This window comes from Enterococcus sp. DJ147D b (assembly GCF_058216655.1).
Genome location: NZ_CM177104.1, coordinates 884,528 through 903,739 on the forward strand (window position 1 = coordinate 884,528; position 19,212 = coordinate 903,739).

A 19,212-nucleotide genomic window follows, 5' to 3' on the forward strand; every position below is an offset into this window, starting at 1 on the left:
TCACAAGCAAAGCAATGATATTCCACTCCAATTAGTCCAGCTGGATTTTCATCTTGAATCTACCCAATACATTTAGCTGTGCCATTGTCATCGTGGCTTGATCTAAGTCGAAATCATAAGGATTATAAGTAAATTCTGTTAGCGGTATCGCTTTAGTAGCTAGTGCTTTTGCTAATACAGGATCGACGCTAGCTTTTTCTTCGGATTTTTTCTGTTTTTTCTGATGTTTGTTCTTCTGATAGTTGTTTTTCTGGTTGTGTCTGTATCGTTTGTTGACTTGTTTCAGTTGAAATAGTTGAAGAAGCTATATCAGTTTTCTTTTCTTTTCAGGATTTTCCTGAATAATGGTAAAATAAAGAAAAGGGGGGATGCGTGTTGGAACTTAAGTTTTCCATGGTTGAACAAACCACAACGATTTCTTACGGTGAAACGTTAAGCAGTCTACTAAAACCATTGGCTATCAGAGAACCAATCTTGTTCTTAACTAATCAGCGTTATTATGATTTGTTTTCAGAAAAAATAAATCATTTTTTTGCAAATCAGGCAAATGTTGATTGGTATATTTGTACGAATAGTGCACAATGCAATAACTTAACAGAACTTGCGCATCTCTTAGACTATGTCAAACGTTTTCCGGAAAATCAGCAGCTGGTTGTGATTGGATTTGGAAATGAAGGAATGATGGAATTAGCTAGTTTTTTTCAAAAACACACGATTCTTACAACGAAGCTTTGGTTGATTCCTGTATCTGCTCGTTCATTCGGTGGGGCATTAACAAACAAACGCAGTATTTTACAGTTACCTTATCAGGCTGTTTTAGAAACAGAGAATTTGCCTGAACGAATTTTCTATGACCAAACGATTAGTGATCGCCAAGTTGAAGGCAAACAAATCGACTTTTTGACGTTTATCGTTTGTGGATTGGTTTGTGATTATGGTTTCTTACAGAGCTTATACAAAAATTACTCAACACAGCAAAAATTACACAACGTTCCTTTTTCAGGAATGCTTGAAGAATTGGTCTATTTTTACCAAGAAGAGGCGGAAAATCTTGCAACTTATGGTAAACTATTTGAGCAAGCTTTTTATCTAACAGAAAACGGACATTTATTATCAGCAAGTATGAAAAAATTTTTAGGGTTGATTTTTCAACTAGTTTGGAACGTCGAGCGTAATGCAATCTCTTTTCAATTGAAAAATTTTTTTATTTGGTTGCAACATCTTGGTTATCCAATTGACTGGTTGGAGCAGCTATCTGAAGCTGAATACTTAGAAAATGTCTTGAGTTTAGCAGAAAAAAGCAAAAAGATTCTTGTTTTAGAAAAAATTGGTATAATAGAAGGATACCATTCACCAAGCGAGAATGAATTGTTGAAAATGATGACAAGATATCAACAAATTGTCAATGAGATTAGAGGGAATTGAATGAAAACGTATAGTGAAAAAATGTTACAAGCCTTGTCTGAAGAAGATTTAGCACAGGCGCAACTATTACTTGTACAGGCTTTAAAGGAAGACCCAGCGGATGTTTTAGCTGAATTAGGCGAAGAGCTATTAGCAATTGGCTTTTTAGAAGAAGCAAAACAAATTTTTGAGCAACTTGTCACGCAATATCCTGAAAATGATGGCTTAAATATTCCATTGGCAGAGATCGCGATTGAAGATAATGAAATTGACGAAGCATTTACGTATCTAGAAAAGATAAGTAAAGAGAGTGATTATTATCCGCAAGCGTTATTGGCCATTGCTGATCTGTATCAAGTAATTGGTATTCCAGAAGTAAGTGAAGCAAAATTAAAAGAAGCAGCTAGTTTACTTCCCGACGAACCATTGATTCAATTTGCTTTAGCAGAATTGTATTTTTCGGTGGATCGATTTAAAGAGGCCGCTGTTATTTATGACAACTTGTTAAACAGTCAGATCAAAGAAATTTCTGGTATTTCCATGCAAGAACGTTTAGGGCAATCACTAAGTATGCAAGGTGAGTTTGAAGCAGCAATCGAACCATTAGAAGCAGCATTGGAAGAAGAACGTACAGATGATCGATTGTTCCAATTAGCTTTTACGAACTTACAATTAAAAGAAAATCAACAAGCAATCAATTACCTGCAGGAATTACGGACAGTTAATCCGCATTATCAATCACTTTATTTGTATTTAGGACAAGCACTACAAGAAGAAGAATTGGTTGAAGAAGCACAAACAGTGTTAGAAGAAGGAATCAAAGAAAATCCGTATCAAGTTGAACTGTATCATTTAGCTTCTGAAAACGCCTTTCGTTTGCATGACAAAGAAAGTGCTGAAAAATTATTGTTGCAAGCTCTTGAGTTAGGAGAAAAACAAGATGATACGTTATTGACTTTAAGTAATCTTTATTTAAATGAAGAACGTTATGAAGATGTTATTAATGCAGTCAACCAAATGGAAGAAACAGCAAATCCGTATGCCGAATGGAATTTAGCTCATGCGTATAATGAATTAGAAGATTTTGCTGTTGCAGCGCTCCATTATGAGCAAGCTTTCCACGAGTTGCAACATGAACCAGATTTCTTGAAAGAATACGCATTTTTCTTACGTGAGGAAGGAAAACTGGATCAAGCAAAAGAACTATTAAAACATTACTTACATCATGAACCTGGAGATATGGAGGCCCTGTCTTTATTAGATGATCTATCATAAGGGGTGATCAAGATGTTTATAAATGTGCGAGAAAAAAAGAACTTCCTAACATGGATGGTGAATCATGTTTCATTTAGTCGTCGTGAAGTTTTTTGGATTTTGAATTACTTGTCAAATCATGAAGCGATTTTGAAAAATGTTCATTTTGTTGAGGAGGCGGATCAAACTTCCCGTGGCTTACAAATCAGCGACTTGTCTGTAGCTGGTGAACCAATGAAGTTGTTTTTAAAAGGAAAAGTATTTACTGATACGGATCAGATCTTTCATGAAATTCGATTGAATCGAACGGAACCATTGTATGTGGAATGTTTTTTTGAAGATGCGTGGCAAACGAGTGAATATCTATCGATTTTAGAAGACAATCCTTTTGCTACTTGGGATTCAACGATTGCGGAAGAAGAAACAGAAGCAATTGAAAAATACTTTCATGCAAAAGAACAGGAAGCACACTTAAAGATGCTTTACGCACAAATTGATCAAGCATTAGAAGATGGAGATAAGGATGCGTTCTTGAAACTATCCGATGAAGTCAATCGTCAAATTTTAGCAGATGCACAAAAAGCGTCAGATAAAAATGGCGTTAGTTAATCAAAAAAATTGTAGTTCCAAGCAATAAGGATGCGTTTCTAAAAATCGTTTTTCCTCTTTTTATGAAAAGAGAATTTATTGCCGAAGAAGCTGCTTGGGGAACACCATGGATAAGGTGGTGGCGCAAAATGTTTGGCTTCGACAAGATAGCAGACATGTAAAATAGCTTTAGATTGTTTGTGATTTCGAAGAGTTGTTTTAAGCGCACCGTTTATTTAAAAGAAAAGGGGCTGTGACAATATTGTTGTCACAGCCCTTTTTTTTGTCTGAATTTCAATCGTTTGGTTTGAGGCTTCAAATAGGTAAATCCTTCACCGGCAACTTCATGAACATTAATGACGGAGAGAAAAGCTTGTTCATCAATTTCATGGATGATTTGCTTGGCAGAGGCCAATTCGCTAGAACTAACAACTAAGTAAATGATTTTCTTTGAATAACCAGAAAATCCACCCTCACCATTAAAAAAAGTGACTCCTCGTTGTAGACCAGTCATCAATAACTGTGCAATTTCATCACTTTTATTAGAAACAACCAATAGACCTTTTGCAGAATAACCACCATCAAGAATCGAATCAACCACTCGACTGAATACGTACGAAACAATCAAGGTGTACATCATTCGTTTCAAATCAAGATAAGTTAATGAAGCCAGTAACACGATAATATCAAAAGTGAGTAATGAGCGTCCCATAGATATACCATAATTCTTTTCTAAAATACGTGCAATGATGTCACTACCGCCAGTCGTTCCTCCCATACGATAGACCAAACCGCTACCCACGCCAGCAATGAGTCCTGCTAATAAAGCAACAATCAATAAGTCATGTTCTAAATTGATCTCAATAGGGACACGTTGCCAAACCCAAAGAGCAGCTGATAAAGAAACAGTTCCTAGAATGGTATAAGCGAGTGAGCGTCTACCAAGAATTTTTCCCCCGATGAGAATCAACGGAATATTGATAAGTAAAGTTGTATAAGCGGGATCAATACCAAAGAGTGCGCGTAAAATCAAAGTAATCCCTGAAACACCACCTTCAGCTAAATGATTTGCGATATTTAGATAGACAAGTCCAAAGGCATAGATACTTGTTCCAATAATAATAAAGAAAACCTCTTTAATTGTTTTTAATAATGTCATGTGATCCCTGCTTTCGTTAAAATAGCTGAAAAAGTTAGAAAATTTTTTCAATTCAATATTAATGTAGCATGTAATTTTCATTTTCACAATTGCTCTTAGCTATGTTTTACTGTAAAGTTTTGTTAGGATAAACTTGAAAGGGGAACGCTATGAAGAACGAACGGACATTAAGAAGTATGCAGATAGAAGTGGATGAGTATATTCAACAATTCAAGGTCGGTTATTTTTCTCCTTTAGCTCAAATGGCACGCTTGACGGAAGAAGTCGGCGAGCTTGCGCGAGAAGTCAATCATTCTTATGGGGAAAAAGCGAAAAAGAAAACGGAGAAAGAAAATTCTGTTGCACAAGAGTTAGGCGATGTGCTTTTTGTTACAATGATTATGGCTAATTCACTAGATATTGATTTGACAGAAACTTTTGAGAAGAATATGGAAAAGTTTAACCGAAGAGATCATTACCGATTTGAGAGAAAAGATGGTCAAAGGGACGAAGGATAAACGTCCAATCAAAGAGAAATACTGAAGAGGTAGAAAAATGAAATTAGAACAATTACCGCTGGAGTACCAAAAGGCGATTCCAGTTTTACAAAAATTAGAACATGCCGGATATGAAGCTTATTTTGTCGGCGGGAGTGTTCGTGACATCTTATTACATCAGGAAATTCATGACGTGGATATTGCAACGAGTGCGTTCCCACAAGAAATCAAAACGCTGTTTCCTCGAACGATTGATGTCGGCATTGAACACGGAACCGTTTTAGTCTTAGAAGAAGAGGAACAATATGAGATTACAACCTTTCGAACAGAATCGACTTATCAAGATTTTCGACGTCCGGATAAAGTGGAATTTGTTCGTTCGCTTGAGGAAGATCTAAAGCGACGTGATTTTACAATCAATGCATTTGCTTTAAAAGAAGACGGAAAAATCATCGACCTTTTTGATGGCTTGGCTGATTTACATAACCATGTTTTACGAGCTGTAGGAAATCCTCACGAACGTTTTCATGAAGATGCACTACGAATGATGCGTGGGCTGCGATTTGTTAGTCAATTGGGCTTTGAATTAGAAACAGAAACAATGGAAGCAATCAAAGAAAACCACGCCCTATTGGGGAAAATTTCTATTGAGCGAATCAATATTGAATTTGTCAAAATGCTTTTGGGAAAAAATCGTCGAGCAGGTTTACAAGCATTCGTTGAAACCGAATGTTACATCTATTGTCCAAGTCTAAGTGAGGAAGGTGAAGCCTTGCTACGAATGGCTGATTTGCCAGATATTCCGTTGAGAACTGAAAGTCAAGCATGGGCATTGCTACTAAATCAATTAGGTCTAGCTGGTTCAGCAGTCCGACCTTTTTTGAAAAGTTGGAAGTGCTCCAATCAAATGATTAAAGAGGTACAGGCGTTAGTCCAAGGATTGACTTTGCGACAACAGGGGCCGTTATTACCAATGTCTCTGTATCAACTAGGGGAAACAGCAGCTGTTCAAGTAGAAGAATTAATGGTTTATTTTGCGAAAACACCTGAGCTTGAGAAAGTAAAGGAGGCTTATCAAGAACTTCCAATCAAATCATTACGAGATTTAGCAATCGATGGGAAAATTTTACTAGCTACGATGGAGCGAAAACCAGGTCAATGGGTCAGTGAGGCACTGCATTCAGCAGAAGAAGCGGTCATTAATCAACTAGTGAAAAATGAGCGTGAAGCATTATTGACTTACGTGAAGGAGCAACTCAGTAATTAAAGTATAAGAGGAGGCGTGGAAAAAAATATTTTTTCCACGCCCTTTTTCTGAATAAATGTTGTTTCTCAAACAGCTCTTCTATGTAGCTAGCATCCATTCAATAGATGAAGAGCTATTCTGTATGACTACTGGCTAGAGTATTGAGCCAAAATGTTTTGAATTACAACTTCTATTCACGGTTTTCTCCAAGCTACGTCTTTGACAATAAGTTCTCTTTTCATAAAAAATATGAAAAACTATTTTTAGAACTTAAAATGTGACCACTTACATTTGTTATGCTAAACTTGTAGTGCAATGCTGATTATTATTTGGAAGAAGGAGATTTTTTATGAAAAAAGAAATGACAGCGCTAAAATTTTATTTCCGTAATGGAGAAACTTGGACGATTGATCGTCGTCATATTGGTGACTTATGGATCAAACAAATCACAACGAGCTTTGGAAGAATCAATGGAAGTGAATTTGTTGAGATTCATCCATGTGCTGGATTTAAAATCGAAATTTTTCAAGAAGGCGACTCAGTTGCAACGCATGATATCAACTTGGGTGGCTTAGAAATGGGCATGTTTAGCCGTGCGTTAAAATATGAAGATATTGAGCGGATGGAAATTTTATATCGTAATGGTACGCCTGATATGGTTTATTTCCCTTACCTAGATAAAGGAACAGAAGGTTTGGACAATCAATATCAATCAACAAAAATCAGTGAACAAACGGGAAGCTTGTACATCGTCATCAATCCTGAACAACGTGTAGAAGAAGTTTACAGCCAATTTTTCGAATAGAAAAGTAGTAAAATGTATTTGTTTTTTTCCTCGACTACGGGGCGAAAAATGGATACATTTTTTGCTGTGTCCATTTGTAAAATCGCTTAGTGCAGTGAAATGAAAGCTTCATTTTTATTTTCTGAAAGAACTTTTTAATTTTTTTGCGGAAAACTTGCTATCTTGCATCTTTTGGAATAGAATAGGGTTTTGAAAAATCATTGTAAACAGCAAACGGACAATAGTGAAACGAGAGATGAGCTCGATTAAAAGAGTTCGAAGTTTTGCTATCAAATGTGCAGTTTGTATATAGGAGATCTGAAAAATGAGAGAGAGTTTTGAAAAACAAAAAAGACTGTTGCATGATCGCTATGGGGCATTTTCAATGGAAGATCGTCGTCGGATTCTTTGCTATTTACGAAAGAAAAATATTTTAACGTATCGTCAAATGGAACGTTTAAAACATGAATTACTTCGTTTAGAATCAAAACGAGTACAGTGTGAATTAGATGGCAATGAGGTACAAGCTGAAGCTGTCGAAAGTAAGATTTTGAAGAAAAAGGAACAATTTTTAAAGGTACTTGCACAAAATAAAAAATAGAGGAGATGGGCCATGGAATTTGCTGAATTAGTAATCATCTTTGCTGTAACGATTACTGCATCAAACATAGTCAGCCGCATCTTACCGGTAATACCAGCACCATTGATTCAAATTTTTCTTGGAGTTATTTTAGGTTTAACAAAATGGGGTGAGTCCATCAACTTTGAACCAGAATTATTTCTGGTGATGATCATTGCTCCTTTGTTGTTCCGTGAAGGTGAAAAAGCAGATGTTACATCAATTCTTAAAAATTTTGATACAATTCTATTTCTGGCCTTTGGTGGGGTTATTTTGACTTTGCTTGGTGTAGGAATGACACTGTCGTTTTTACTACCAAGTTTACCTTTTGCTGCCTGTTTTGCCTTTGGCGCGGCGCTTGGGCCAACAGATGCCGTTGCGGTCAGTTCCTTGTCAGGGCGAGTGAATATTCCCAAAAAAGCCATGCATATCTTAGAAGGCGAGGGCTTACTCAATGATGCATCGGGCGTTACAGCCTTCCAATTTGCGTTAGCTGCCTTGATCACTGGTTCTTTTTCTGCGGTAAATGCAGGAGTAAGTTTAGTGATCTCAAGTTTGGGTGGGGCACTTGTAGGTTTTTTGCTGGTTTGGGTTAAACGAAAAGTCATCAGCATGATTGAAAAAGCTTCGGCTAGAGATGTGACAGGCTATTTATTAATCGAACTTTTATTACCTTTTTTGGCATATGTGTTGGCAGAAGTCTTTGGTGTTTCAGGTATTATTTCTGCGGTCGTTGCTGGTATATTACAAGCATCCAGTTTTCGAAAAATCACGATTTTTGATGCAGAGTTATCCAGTTTATCCAATAGCACTTGGACCACTGTGACATTTACGCTGAATGCGCTCGTGTTTATTTTCTTAGGAATTGAATTGACACAAGTCTTTTCGCCTGTCTGGGAGAATGGGGCCTATCCCAATTGGATGTTGATTCTTGTCATTTTGTTGATCTCAGTGATGTTGTTTGTCATTCGTTTTGTTTCAATTACGGCTTTTTATTTATTTAAGGGTGGCTTAACTAGATTTAAAGAGGAACTCAATGAAATTTTGATTTTAACTTTTGGTGGGGTTAAGGGAACAGTCAGCTTAGCAACAATTTTTATTTTGCCGCTGACAATTAATGGCATGGTCTTTCACCAGCGATCATTGCTGCTATTCTTAACTGCAGGTGTCATTTTGGTTACGTTGGTTGTTGGGATTCTTGCATTACCAATCTTGACTGAAGAACAAGAAACAAATGGAACAGATTTAAACGTATTAATGATTTTAGAAGAGGTTGTCGAAAGTTTGCGCCAAGAAGCAAAAGACTTACCGAAAAATTCAAAAGAGTATCTGGCGACAGAAGCTGTGATTGAAAATTATCAAGAACGAATTCGAGAACTGTATTTTGAAGATTTAACGGAAGATGAAAAACAAGAAGTACAAGAAATCCAAGCACTTATTTTGTCGATTGAACGTGATGGATTAGATGAAAGCTATCGTTCAGGTAAATTGACAGTCAATGGTTATCGCTTTTATTCACGGTTTTTGTCACGCTTTGAACGCTCAATTACAGGTGAAATTCTCTCCTTTATCGGTTTTTGGTTATTATTTGTTCGGCGAGTCATTCGAATTATTTTGCATCCAAAAATGTTCTGGGAACGTCGCAACAGAGAGCAACAAACCGTTGTTACAAAAAAAGATATTAGTGATGTAAGAGATGTCTACCATAAAAATACACAATTGATTATTGAAAGCTTGGACAACCTAACAGATGTGTATGGCGATGTGATGATCCAATTCTTTATTGAACAAAGGAAAGCGCAAGAAATGCGGATTATGTCGAAAAACTTTTTCTCTACAATGATGATTCAACAAGAAACTTTATTTACAAAAAAAATGCTTCGAGGCTATTATTTGGAACGAAAAGTTGTCGATGAATACGAAGTTGCTGAAACGATTACCACTTTTTCAGCAAATGATTATCGAAAAAATATCAATCTTTTAGAATCCTACACAATGAATAAACCGGCTGATACTTCACCTTTACGATTTGTGTATGGTCGAAAAAAGCGCGAGCTGCAAACCAAAAAGATGAAGCAACAAGCGTACGATAAATAATGAATTTAAGCAAGCTTGAAAGAAAGATCATGATGATTTTTCTTTCAAGCTTGCTTTTTCGTTTCTGATAATAGTTAAGTGAAAAAGTCTCATTATTCTTATGGATTTTATGATACAATAACCGAGATAAGGAGGGGACAAGTTGAAAGAATTAAAAGTAACTGACCTCAAAAAAACTTACGGAGAAAAAGATTTGTTTAATCAAATTTCTTTTTTGATTCATGAAAAAGATCGGATTGGATTGATTGGAACAAATGGTACTGGTAAGACTAGCCTCTTAAATATCTTAGCCGGCATAGATAGTGGTGATGGGGATCGCCAGACAGTTTTTTATCCAACGAATTACCGAATAGGCTATTTATCACAATCAACAGATTTTTCAGATGAGTTAACTATTCTACAAGCAGTTTTCCAGGGTACAAGCCCTCTTATTCGAACAGTACGTTCCTATGAAGAAGCTTTGCTACGCTTGAGTGCTAATGGTGATGATCCAGCTGCACAAAAACAATATGCACAAGCGGAAGAAGCAATGAATAAAGAAGATGCTTGGACGACAGATACGAATGCAAAAATTATTTTGCAAAAGCTAGGTATCAGTGAATTAGATAAAAAGATTGGTACACTTTCTGGTGGGCAAAAGAAACGTGTGAGCTTAGCTCAAGTCTTGATTGATGAACCAGATTTATTATTGTTAGATGAACCAACAAACCATTTGGATTATGCAGCAATTGAATGGCTTGAATCTTATTTGAAGCAGTATCGTGGTGCATTACTAATGGTTACCCATGATCGTTATTTCTTAGATCGAGTGACGAATCGAATTTTTGAATTGGCGTTTGGTGAGCTTCATGAATATAAAGGAAATTATGAAGCGTATGTTCTAGAGAAAGCAGAGCGTGATCGTGTCGAAGTTGAACAGGAAGAAAAGCGCAAGCGTTTATACAAACAAGAGCTTTCTTGGATTCGCGCAGGTGTGCAAGCACGGGGCACAAAACAGCAGGCTCGAATCAATCGCTTTGAAGATTTAAAAGAAAACTTGTACCAAGTAAACCAGGAAGCAGACTTAGAGTTGAACATCGCAACACAGCGTCTTGGAAAAAAAGTTTTAGAGATCAAAGATGGGTATTATTCCATTAACAACCAAATTTTATTAGCTGATTTGCAATTGTTGATTCAAGCAAAAGAACGACTAGGAATTACTGGAAAAAATGGCGCTGGAAAGTCCACTTTACTAAATATTTTGGCTGGACGAATAACCCTAGATAGTGGTACATATTCTATTGGGGAAACGGTGCGATTAGCGTACTACACACAAGAAAACGAAGAGATGGCGCCAGATCAACGAATGATTTCTTATTTGCAAGAAGCTGCAGAAGAAGTTAAAACAGCTGACGGCGCTCAAATTGGTGTAGCCGAATTATTGGAGCGATTCTTATTCCCAAGATATATGCATGGCACACGAATTGGTAAACTTTCTGGTGGCGAAAAACGACGTTTATATTTATTAAAACTTTTGATTCAACAACCGAATGTTTTATTATTAGATGAACCAACCAATGATTTAGATATTGCTACGTTAACCATTTTGGAAGATTATTTTCGAACATTTCCAGGTGCAGTAATCACTGTGTCCCATGACCGCTATTTCTTAGATAAAGTAGTTGATAAGTTACTTGTTTTTCAAGGAAACGGCAGGCAGGAACTTTTTTACGGAGACATGTCCGACTACTTAGAAAAGCAAAAGGAAGAAGACAAAGTAGTCGTTGCTAAAGCAAAGCCAAAAGCTACACCAAAAGACGAAACAAAAAAGAAAAAGCTCTCTTATATGGAACAAAAAGAATGGGCAACTATTGAAGATGATATCGCAGAGTTAGAAAATAAACTCGATGAACTGCAAGAAGAAATGAACCATCAAGGAGATGACTTCACACGTCTTCAAGAATTACAAAAAGAAGTAAGTTTGACAGAAGAGCAACTGGAAGAAAAAATGGCTCGCTGGGAATATCTTAGTGAGTGGGCCGATAATTAGGAGGAGAATGAATGGAACAAGCTTATCTTGATTTAGGAAAAAAGTTGTTGGAAGAAGGAAATCAAAAAGGTGATCGAACAGGAACAGGTACACTTAGTACATTTGGCTATCAAATGCGTTTCGATTTACAAAAAGGTTTTCCATTGTTAACAACTAAAAGAGTCCCATTTGGTCTCATTAAAAGTGAATTACTTTGGTTTTTAAAAGGAGATACGAATATCCGCTATCTTTTAGAAAACAATAATCATATTTGGGATGAATGGGCGTTTGAACGCTATATCAAAAGCGAAGATTACACTGGTCCAGATATGACGGACTTTGGCCATCGAAGCTTAGTTGATGAGGCATTTAACGAACTTTATCAAGAACAAAGTAAACAATTTTGCGAAAAAATCATCAATGATACAGAATTCGCAGCAAAATATGGAGATTTGGGACATATTTATGGGTATCAATGGCGTCATTGGGAAACAAAGGATGGCAGTTTTATTGATCAAATCAAAGAAGTGATCGAAGCAATCAAAACGACGCCAGATTCCAGACGTTTGATTGTTTCAGCGTGGAATCCTGAAGATGTACCAAGTATGGCATTGCCTCCTTGCCATACTATGTTTCAGTTTTATGTTTTTGAAGGTCGCTTAAGTTGTCAGTTGTATCAACGAAGTGGTGATGTTTTCTTGGGTGTTCCATTCAACATTGCTAGTTACGCATTGCTTACTCATTTGATTGCGCATGAAACAGGGTTGGAAGTTGGTGAATTTGTTCATACGCTAGGTGATGCGCATTTGTATTCCAATCACGTAGAACAAATGAAAGAGCAATTGAGTCGTGAAATACGTGCGTTTCCAAAATTAAGTTTGAATCCAGAAAAAAAATCTGTATTCGATTTCGAAATGGAGGATATCCAATTAGAAGGATACCAACCACATCCAGCAATTAAAGCACCGATTGCTGTGTAAGAAAGGATGAGAAGATGCTAGCTGCAATTTGGGCACAAGATGAAAATGGACTGATTGGAAAAAATGAGCAACTTCCTTGGCGATTACCGAATGATTTGAAGTTTTTTAAACAAACAACCGAATCAAATATTTTAGTAATGGGCAGAAAAACATTTGAAGGAATGGGCAGTCTACCATTGCCAAACCGCCAAACAATCGTCCTTACACATGATAAAAATTATCAAGCAGATGGCGTAACCATCATGCATGAACTAGAAGAAGTCCTTGCTTTTGAAAAAAAAGCAGATGGCATTGTATTTATCGCAGGTGGTGCTGCCATTTACCAAGAATTTTTACCTTACTGTAATGTATTGTATCGCACCGTGATTCAGCACACCTTTGATGGTGATACATACTTTCCAACTGTTGATTGGGAAGACTGGTCATTGATCAATGTCAGTACAGGTGAAGTAGATGAAGCCAATCCTTATGTACATCAATTTGAAACGTACCAACGAAACGAAAAATAAAAACGACAAGAATTTTTAATTTCGCTCGTATGTATAAAAAAGACCTTTGCACGTACTTCGCGCAAAGGTCTTTTTTTATGCGTTCTTTTTGGAATCAAGTAAAGAATAAGACAGAAAAATACATGAATCCTGCACCTAACATAACAAAAAGATGCCACACGACGTGCATGAAGCGAACGGATTTCAAACTATAGAAAAAGGCACCGATTGTATAAGAAAGTCCACCTAAAACCATTAATGAAATCCCCGTTAAACCTAATGAATGGTAAAGAGGTACTGCAGCAATCAGGCAAAGCCAACCCATCACAATGTAAATGAAGGTTGAGACTTTTGAGACCGTTTCTTTTTTGTGCAAGGTTAGTGATTTATAAACAATTCCAGCAATCGCAAAAATCCAAATCAAACCAAAAAGTGTCCATCCTAACCAACCTTTCACACTTAAAAGACAAAAAGGTGTATAGCTTCCAGCAATCAATAGGAAGATAGAGCTATGATCAAAGACTTGAAAAACGCTTTTTGCTTTGGTAAAAATCAACGAATGAAACAACGTTGAAGTTAAAAATAAAAGAATCATCATAGATCCATAAATGGCATAAGTGACAACGTGAAGAGGAGAATGAAGATGTGCGCCTTTAATGAGCAAAATGACTAAGCCAGCGATACTTAATCCAGCACCAATTCCGTGAGTGATCGCATTAAAAACCTCGTTGACAATCAAGTAACTGCGACTAAATTTTGTTTTTTCCATGAAAACGGCTCCTTTGTTTGACGTATTTAATGAAAAATCATTGTTTGTCTGTTATACTAAAAAAAGAAATTGCCTTGAATGTAAGTTTAACATGAATAAGGCAGCTGTTAAAGGAAGAGTGAGAAAACAATGACAAATGTAAAAATTGTAACAGATTCTTCTTGTACAATGGAAAAAGATGTACGAGACACTTTAAATATTCATGTCATGCCACTATCAGTAATGATTGATGGCGTTATGTATCCTGATGACGATCAGTTAGACGGAGAAACATTCATGCGGATGATGTCTACTGCTAAAGCTTTGCCAAAAACGAGCCAACCACCAATTGGTGAATTTGTTTCATTATATGATGAATTGGGCAAAGATGGCAGTGAAATTATTTCCATTCATATGACAAAAGGATTAAGTGGAACTGTAGAAGCTGCACGTCAAGCGAGCAATTTAACTAAAAGCAAAGTAACGGTTATTGACAGTGACACAACGGACCAAGGCTTGTCCTTCCAAGTCATTCAAGCAGCAAAATTAGCAAAAGAAGGTAAATCTTCAACCGAAATTTTAGCTGAAATCGAAAAAATTCGAGACAATACCAAATTATATATTGGTATCGCTACTTTAGATAACTTAGTCAAAGGTGGACGAATCAGTCGTGCGACAGGACTGCTGTCAAGTATGTTGAACATTCGTGTGGTCATGAATTTTACCCATGGAAATTTAGTTCCAGTTGCCAAAGGCCGCGGAAAGAAAACTTTTGATAAATGGTTTGATAGCTTGAAAAAAGAACTAAAAGAATTGCCGAATGTTCATCAAGTTGCTATTTCCCATGCTGATGCAAAAGAATTGGCATTGGAGTTCAAAGAAGGTCTACAAGAACTATTTCCTGAAATGCACATTCCAATTTTACAAACAAACCCAGTAATTGCTACACATACGGGTAAAGGTGCTTTTGCGATCATGTATTATGTCGATTAAAAATCAATAGCGTCAAAAAAAGAACTAGTTAGGTGATAGTTTCCTTTTACTAGTTCTTTTTGTATGCTTTTTTGAAAAAAAGATAAGTTCTTACGATTTCTTTCGAAAAGCTACCTTTTTCAAATAACTTTTGATAAGATTAGAAACAATTGAAGACAGAGGTGAAAAAATGAAATTACTTAAGAAATATAGATTGTTTTTCATTCCAATCGTCATCGCAGTCGTTGTTTTCACAGGTTTATCATTGAGTATTCCGAAAGCAGAACCCTTAATAAAGCCACCAGTTACTACGAAGAAAACGTCGAACATGAAAAATAAACTTCATTATGTAGCAATTGGCGATTCATTGACTGAAGGAGTAGGTGACCAAACCAAGCAAGGTGGGTTTGTTCCTTTAATTGCCAATGACTTACGAGAAGATTATCAGTTGAAGACCGTTGAAACAGAGAATTATGGTGTCAATGGCGAACGAAGCGATCAAATACTTAAGCGAGTGAAGAAAAAAGAAACGATCCAATCAAACATTGAGACTGCTGACTTTATCACATTGACTGTGGGTGGAAATGATTTGATGAAGGTGATTCAAAATAATTTTTTTGGGTTAACAACACACTCTTTTAAAAAACCTTTAAAAAACTATCAAGAAAACGTGACCAAACTTTTAGCAGAGATTCGAGGCTTAAACTCAAGTGCGCCGATTTATGTTCTAGGTATTTACAATCCTTTTTATTTGAACTTTCCAGAAATTACAGATATGCAGACAATTGTAGATAATTGGAATCAAGGAACAGAGACAATTGTTAAAGAGACGGATAATTGCTATTTTATTCCAATCAATGACTTACTCTATCAGGGATTAGATCAAAAAGTTGGAGTAGCTGAAGAACAATCCAATACAACAGATAGCACAGCAGAAAGTCTGAATGATATTAAAAATAATGTTTTGTATGAAGAAGATCATTTTCATCCAAACAACTTAGGCTATCAATTGATGGCAAATGCAGTAAAAGAAAAATTAGTTGAGACTAAAGAACAATGGTTACTAAAGGAGGGTGAAAAATGACAGAACAAGAAAGTCCAAAAAATCCAGAAATAAAAGTAAAAGAACCTTTGAATGCGAAAAAAAGTCATGTGTCAAATTATTGGCAAATGGCTTTCTTGATTTTATTAGGCGTTGTGGTTGGCACAATTCTTTTTTTAGGCGCTCGAATTTTTTCAAGCCAACCCGAGTACAAAAATATGCCAGAAATTACAGCAATCGAAGGAGAACCAGTTCTAACAATCAATTCAAATAAAGAAAAAGTCAATCAGTTGATTAGTTTTTTCTTGAGCGATTTTCAAAAAGAAGGCGACATTGAGTATAAATTTTATTTAGAAAATGAAGCTATGTTAAATGGTCAATTTGAAGTCTTAGGTTTTCCTGTAAATTTCTATTTGTATTTTGAGCCTTATGTCATGGAAAATGGGAATGTTCAGTTGAAAGCAAAAAGTTTATCCATTGGCACATTGAGTTTGCCGATCAAAGATGTGATGAATATGGTCAAACGTAATTATAATTTGCCAAAATGGGTCGAGATTGACACGAAAGATTTAACAGTTATGCTTCGGCTTGATAAGTTCCGAATGCAAAATGGGATGTATATTAAAGCCGATAAAATAAATTTAGTGGACGATGATATCCGTTTTAGTTTATACTTACCCGCAAGTGAAGGAGCAACAAAAGAAAGTTCTGATCAATAAGTGAAATCAAAAGAAAGAATCAAAAGGGGGGATTTGATGGAACGTGCAATTTTTGCAGGTGGTTGCTTTTGGTGCATGATTCAGCCATTTGATACTTTACCAGGTATCCATTCCATTATGTCGGGATATACTGGCGGACAGTTGGCTAACCCAACATATGAACAAGTGAAGAGCCAAACAACTGGTCATACAGAAGCAGTTGAAATTATTTATGATCCACAAGTGATTTCCTATCAAGAATTAGTCGATTTATATTGGGAACAAACAGATCCGACTGATGCGTTTGGTCAGTTTGAAGATCGAGGGAGTAGTTATCGACCTGTCATTTTTTATTCAACAAAAGAGCAACAAATGATTGCAGAAAAAAGCAAACAACAGTTAGCTGAGAGTGGTCGTTTTACAGAAAAAATTGTGACGACTATTGAACCCGCACAGCCATTTTATTTGGCTGAAACAAGTCACCAAGACTACTATAAAAAGAATCCAGAAAACTTTGCACGCAATCATGCAAGAAGAGCGGCTTTTGTCGAGAAAAATTGGGGGAATCATCAGTGAATCGAAGTTTTTACCATTATTTAATGACCCTTCGTGGACCAAATCACCTAGATCCAGTGACTGAATTTGCAAACGAAGCAGGAAAAGATATTCAGTTTCCAAAGCATAGCTCAGATTATGAGGAACTTTCTGATTATTTGGAAATGAACGTAGACTATCTGGCATCTATGGACGTGTTCGATGCAGCTTGGGAACAATATTTGGAAAACAATCATGCTTCTTAAGCTTTTGTTTGTCTTTGAAAAAAGATTAATTTCATCTCTTAGTCGCAATTTGTTTGAAATTTCCCTATAATAAAAATAGAACTACAAATGAGGGATGAATGTTGACAACGAAACAGAAGTGGACGAATCGTTTTTGGCTAGCTGTGAAATATTTATTGATTTCGATTTTTCTGGCATTTATTTTACGTGGCTTTCTTTTTATTCCAGTGCCTGTTGAAGGAAATTCAATGGAAAATACATTGAGTCAAGGAAATATGACGGTAATGGAAAAGTTTAGTGAAATCAAACGATTTGATGTTGTTGTTTTTCAATTAGCAGATGGAACAATCTACATCAAGCGGGTAATCGGCCTGCCTGGTGAAACAATCAGCTATCAAAATGACACATTGCAAGTGGATGGGAAAAAAATCGAAGAACCTTTTTTGAATAAAAATATTCAATCGGATCATGAAACTGCACCTTATACGACAGATTTTACATTGCAAGGATTAACTGGGGAAGAAAAATTGGCTAAAGATAATTATTTTGTCATGGGTGATAATCGAAGAATTTCAAAAGATAGTCGTTCTTTTGGTACAATTTCTCGCGAAGATATCTTGGGTAAGGCACGTATGGTGTACTATCCTTTAAGTGAAATCAAATGGATCAAATAATCGATGGCTTGAAATAGTATCAGTCAAAAAGACAATTGAGTGAGATCAATTGTCTTTTTTTGTTTTTTTAATATAGCTAAAGTTATTTTTTGACAGCTGCCAACTAGATATGTTAACGTTTTCTTAGAGAGGTGAAAAAAATTTTTGTTGTTTTATCTTATCTTTTTTAGAGGAGGTGAAAGTTGAAAAGAGAGACGAGAAAATTTGTTAAATAATAAAACAAAAAAGGAGTAAGAAAATGAAAAAGATTATTGGAGTGTTTTTTGCTTTGTTCTTATTGCTTCCTCAAGCAATGGTAAATGCAAGTGAAATGGAACAAACAGTTATTGAAACAAGTAGTAGAGCAAACAACCAAATGGAATATGAAATTACTAGAAATATCTTGGTAGGTTCATTTACCGAGGACTGGGAAGTAGAAAGAATGAGAGTAACAGATTATGCAATTGAGTTTGATGCTAATATGTGGGATTTTGGAGAATATAGCAATCAAGTACGAGAGACACAGACTCTATCCAGCGGACCAGAAGGTAATTATAAAATCGATGGTGAACGAATTCTTCGCGAAAAGAAAAATGGTCGAAACTACTACACTTTTCGATTTAAAAGAAAACAATACATAAACGGTCCTAATACAGTTATCCATATCAAATCAGTTGTAGATACTGACTTTTTATACAACGAGCTGATTATTAAGCTAGATACAAAAATACCAGAAAACTATACTGACTTACTTGTTTCCATTCAAAGTAAAATGGATCCTTGGAAAGTAGTTGATTGGGATATAACACATAATAAAGCGATTAGTTTCAATAATAATGGTAACAACAATCAAAAATGGTATCTCAAATATAATGAAGCAAAAAATGCGTATAGTATTCATAGCTATAAACAAACTGACTATAACTTAATAGAAAATAGTAATGGAACTGTTGGTGTCCAAGCAAATGTTAGCAATAATGAAAGCGCGCTTTGGCAATTGATTTGGGAAGGTAATCACACAAACGGCCAAACTTACTTTTTGAAGAATCTAAAAAGTGGCAAAGTCATGGATATTGAAGCAAGTAAATTAGATGGTGGGAACATTATTACCTTTAACAAAACAAATACCGAAAATCAAAAGTTTATTTTGCACATTGAAGGAAGAAAGTAAACGATCAAAAGGGTTTGATCCAAAAATTTAATTAGGAAGGAAGAAA

Annotated in this window: 20 protein-coding genes; 18 read left to right on the forward strand and 2 right to left on the reverse strand. The window is 35.9% G+C overall.

From position 1 onward, the window contains the following. Positions 1–393 precede the first annotated feature (393 nt). From AC4BD1_RS04310 to AC4BD1_RS04320, 3 genes are read left to right on the forward strand one after another with little or no spacing between them, the layout of a single operon-like run. Entirely contained in the window at positions 394–1,425 is a 1,032-nt protein-coding gene (locus tag AC4BD1_RS04310; protein WP_490486017.1) for a hypothetical protein, read from the forward strand. After that, positions 1,426–2,679, forward strand: a complete 1,254-nt coding sequence (locus AC4BD1_RS04315) for a tetratricopeptide repeat protein (protein ID WP_206910038.1) — start codon at positions 1,426–1,428, stop codon at positions 2,677–2,679. It abuts the gene before it with no gap. A 12-nt stretch (positions 2,680–2,691) separates the two neighbouring features. After that, complete coding sequence (locus AC4BD1_RS04320) at positions 2,692–3,267, forward strand: ReoY family proteolytic degradation factor (RefSeq protein WP_490485868.1); 576 nt, start codon at positions 2,692–2,694, stop codon at positions 3,265–3,267. A 247-nt stretch (positions 3,268–3,514) separates the two neighbouring features. Here AC4BD1_RS04320 and AC4BD1_RS04325 read toward each other — a convergent pair whose 3' ends face one another. After that, the gene (locus tag AC4BD1_RS04325) at positions 3,515–4,405 is read right to left on the reverse strand and encodes a YitT family protein (RefSeq protein WP_490485869.1); all 891 of its coding nucleotides are present in this window, start codon (positions 4,403–4,405) and stop codon (positions 3,515–3,517) included. Positions 4,406–4,554: 149 nt separating this feature from the next. Between AC4BD1_RS04325 and AC4BD1_RS04330 the strand changes: the two genes are divergently transcribed. From AC4BD1_RS04330 to AC4BD1_RS04365, 8 genes are all read left to right on the forward strand, one after another. Further along, positions 4,555–4,902, forward strand: coding sequence for a nucleotide pyrophosphohydrolase (locus AC4BD1_RS04330; protein ID WP_490467098.1), 348 nt, complete (start codon positions 4,555–4,557; stop codon positions 4,900–4,902). Positions 4,903–4,939: 37 nt separating this feature from the next. Continuing rightward, the gene (locus tag AC4BD1_RS04335; RefSeq protein WP_490485870.1) at positions 4,940–6,148 is read left to right on the forward strand and encodes a CCA tRNA nucleotidyltransferase; all 1,209 of its coding nucleotides are present in this window, start codon (positions 4,940–4,942) and stop codon (positions 6,146–6,148) included. A gap of 328 nt (positions 6,149–6,476) precedes the next feature. Beyond that, positions 6,477–6,932 carry a hypothetical protein gene (locus tag AC4BD1_RS04340; RefSeq protein WP_206910043.1) on the forward strand — a complete coding sequence of 152 codons (456 nt, stop codon included), beginning with the start codon at positions 6,477–6,479 and terminating at the stop codon, positions 6,930–6,932. 304 nt (positions 6,933–7,236) lie between these two features. Beyond that, positions 7,237–7,512: a hypothetical protein gene (locus AC4BD1_RS04345; protein ID WP_067484952.1), complete on the forward strand. Its 276-nt coding sequence runs from the start codon at positions 7,237–7,239 to the stop codon at positions 7,510–7,512. A gap of 12 nt (positions 7,513–7,524) precedes the next feature. Next, positions 7,525–9,627 carry a cation:proton antiporter gene (locus AC4BD1_RS04350; RefSeq protein ID WP_490467100.1) on the forward strand — a complete coding sequence of 701 codons (2,103 nt, stop codon included), beginning with the start codon at positions 7,525–7,527 and terminating at the stop codon, positions 9,625–9,627. Positions 9,628–9,769: 142 nt separating this feature from the next. Then, positions 9,770–11,656 (forward strand): ABC-F family ATP-binding cassette domain-containing protein, encoded by a 1,887-nt coding sequence (locus tag AC4BD1_RS04355; RefSeq protein WP_490485871.1) that lies wholly within the window; start codon positions 9,770–9,772, stop codon positions 11,654–11,656. A gap of 11 nt (positions 11,657–11,667) precedes the next feature. Next, positions 11,668–12,615, forward strand: coding sequence for a thymidylate synthase (locus AC4BD1_RS04360; RefSeq protein ID WP_490467102.1), 948 nt, complete (start codon positions 11,668–11,670; stop codon positions 12,613–12,615). Between the two features lie 14 nt (positions 12,616–12,629). Beyond that, positions 12,630–13,124, forward strand: coding sequence for a dihydrofolate reductase (locus AC4BD1_RS04365; RefSeq protein ID WP_490485872.1), 495 nt, complete (start codon positions 12,630–12,632; stop codon positions 13,122–13,124). A 94-nt stretch (positions 13,125–13,218) separates the two neighbouring features. On the opposite strand, the gene trhA is transcribed toward AC4BD1_RS04365, so the two are convergent. Further along, positions 13,219–13,872 (reverse strand): PAQR family membrane homeostasis protein TrhA, encoded by a 654-nt coding sequence (gene trhA / locus AC4BD1_RS04370; RefSeq protein ID WP_490467103.1) that lies wholly within the window; start codon positions 13,870–13,872, stop codon positions 13,219–13,221. A 129-nt stretch (positions 13,873–14,001) separates the two neighbouring features. Between trhA and AC4BD1_RS04375 the strand changes: the two genes are divergently transcribed. From AC4BD1_RS04375 to AC4BD1_RS04405, 7 genes are all read left to right on the forward strand, one after another. Beyond that, complete coding sequence (locus tag AC4BD1_RS04375) at positions 14,002–14,844, forward strand: DegV family protein (protein WP_206910056.1); 843 nt, start codon at positions 14,002–14,004, stop codon at positions 14,842–14,844. A gap of 169 nt (positions 14,845–15,013) precedes the next feature. Beyond that, positions 15,014–15,907 carry an SGNH/GDSL hydrolase family protein gene (locus AC4BD1_RS04380; protein WP_490467104.1) on the forward strand — a complete coding sequence of 298 codons (894 nt, stop codon included), beginning with the start codon at positions 15,014–15,016 and terminating at the stop codon, positions 15,905–15,907. A gap of 86 nt (positions 15,908–15,993) precedes the next feature. Then, the gene (locus tag AC4BD1_RS04385) at positions 15,994–16,584 is read left to right on the forward strand and encodes a YpmS family protein (RefSeq protein ID WP_242589963.1); all 591 of its coding nucleotides are present in this window, start codon (positions 15,994–15,996) and stop codon (positions 16,582–16,584) included. A 36-nt stretch (positions 16,585–16,620) separates the two neighbouring features. After that, positions 16,621–17,139 carry a peptide-methionine (S)-S-oxide reductase MsrA gene (gene msrA, locus AC4BD1_RS04390; protein WP_490485873.1) on the forward strand — a complete coding sequence of 173 codons (519 nt, stop codon included), beginning with the start codon at positions 16,621–16,623 and terminating at the stop codon, positions 17,137–17,139. Further along, entirely contained in the window at positions 17,136–17,363 is a 228-nt protein-coding gene (locus tag AC4BD1_RS04395; protein WP_206898792.1) for a YozE family protein, read from the forward strand. The genes msrA and AC4BD1_RS04395 overlap by 4 nt, the downstream gene beginning before the upstream one ends. A gap of 98 nt (positions 17,364–17,461) precedes the next feature. Further along, the gene (gene lepB, locus AC4BD1_RS04400; RefSeq protein ID WP_490467106.1) at positions 17,462–18,016 is read left to right on the forward strand and encodes a signal peptidase I; all 555 of its coding nucleotides are present in this window, start codon (positions 17,462–17,464) and stop codon (positions 18,014–18,016) included. Between the two features lie 238 nt (positions 18,017–18,254). Then, positions 18,255–19,166: an RICIN domain-containing protein gene (locus AC4BD1_RS04405; RefSeq protein WP_490467107.1), complete on the forward strand. Its 912-nt coding sequence runs from the start codon at positions 18,255–18,257 to the stop codon at positions 19,164–19,166. The last annotated feature ends 46 nt before the right edge of the window (positions 19,167–19,212 follow it).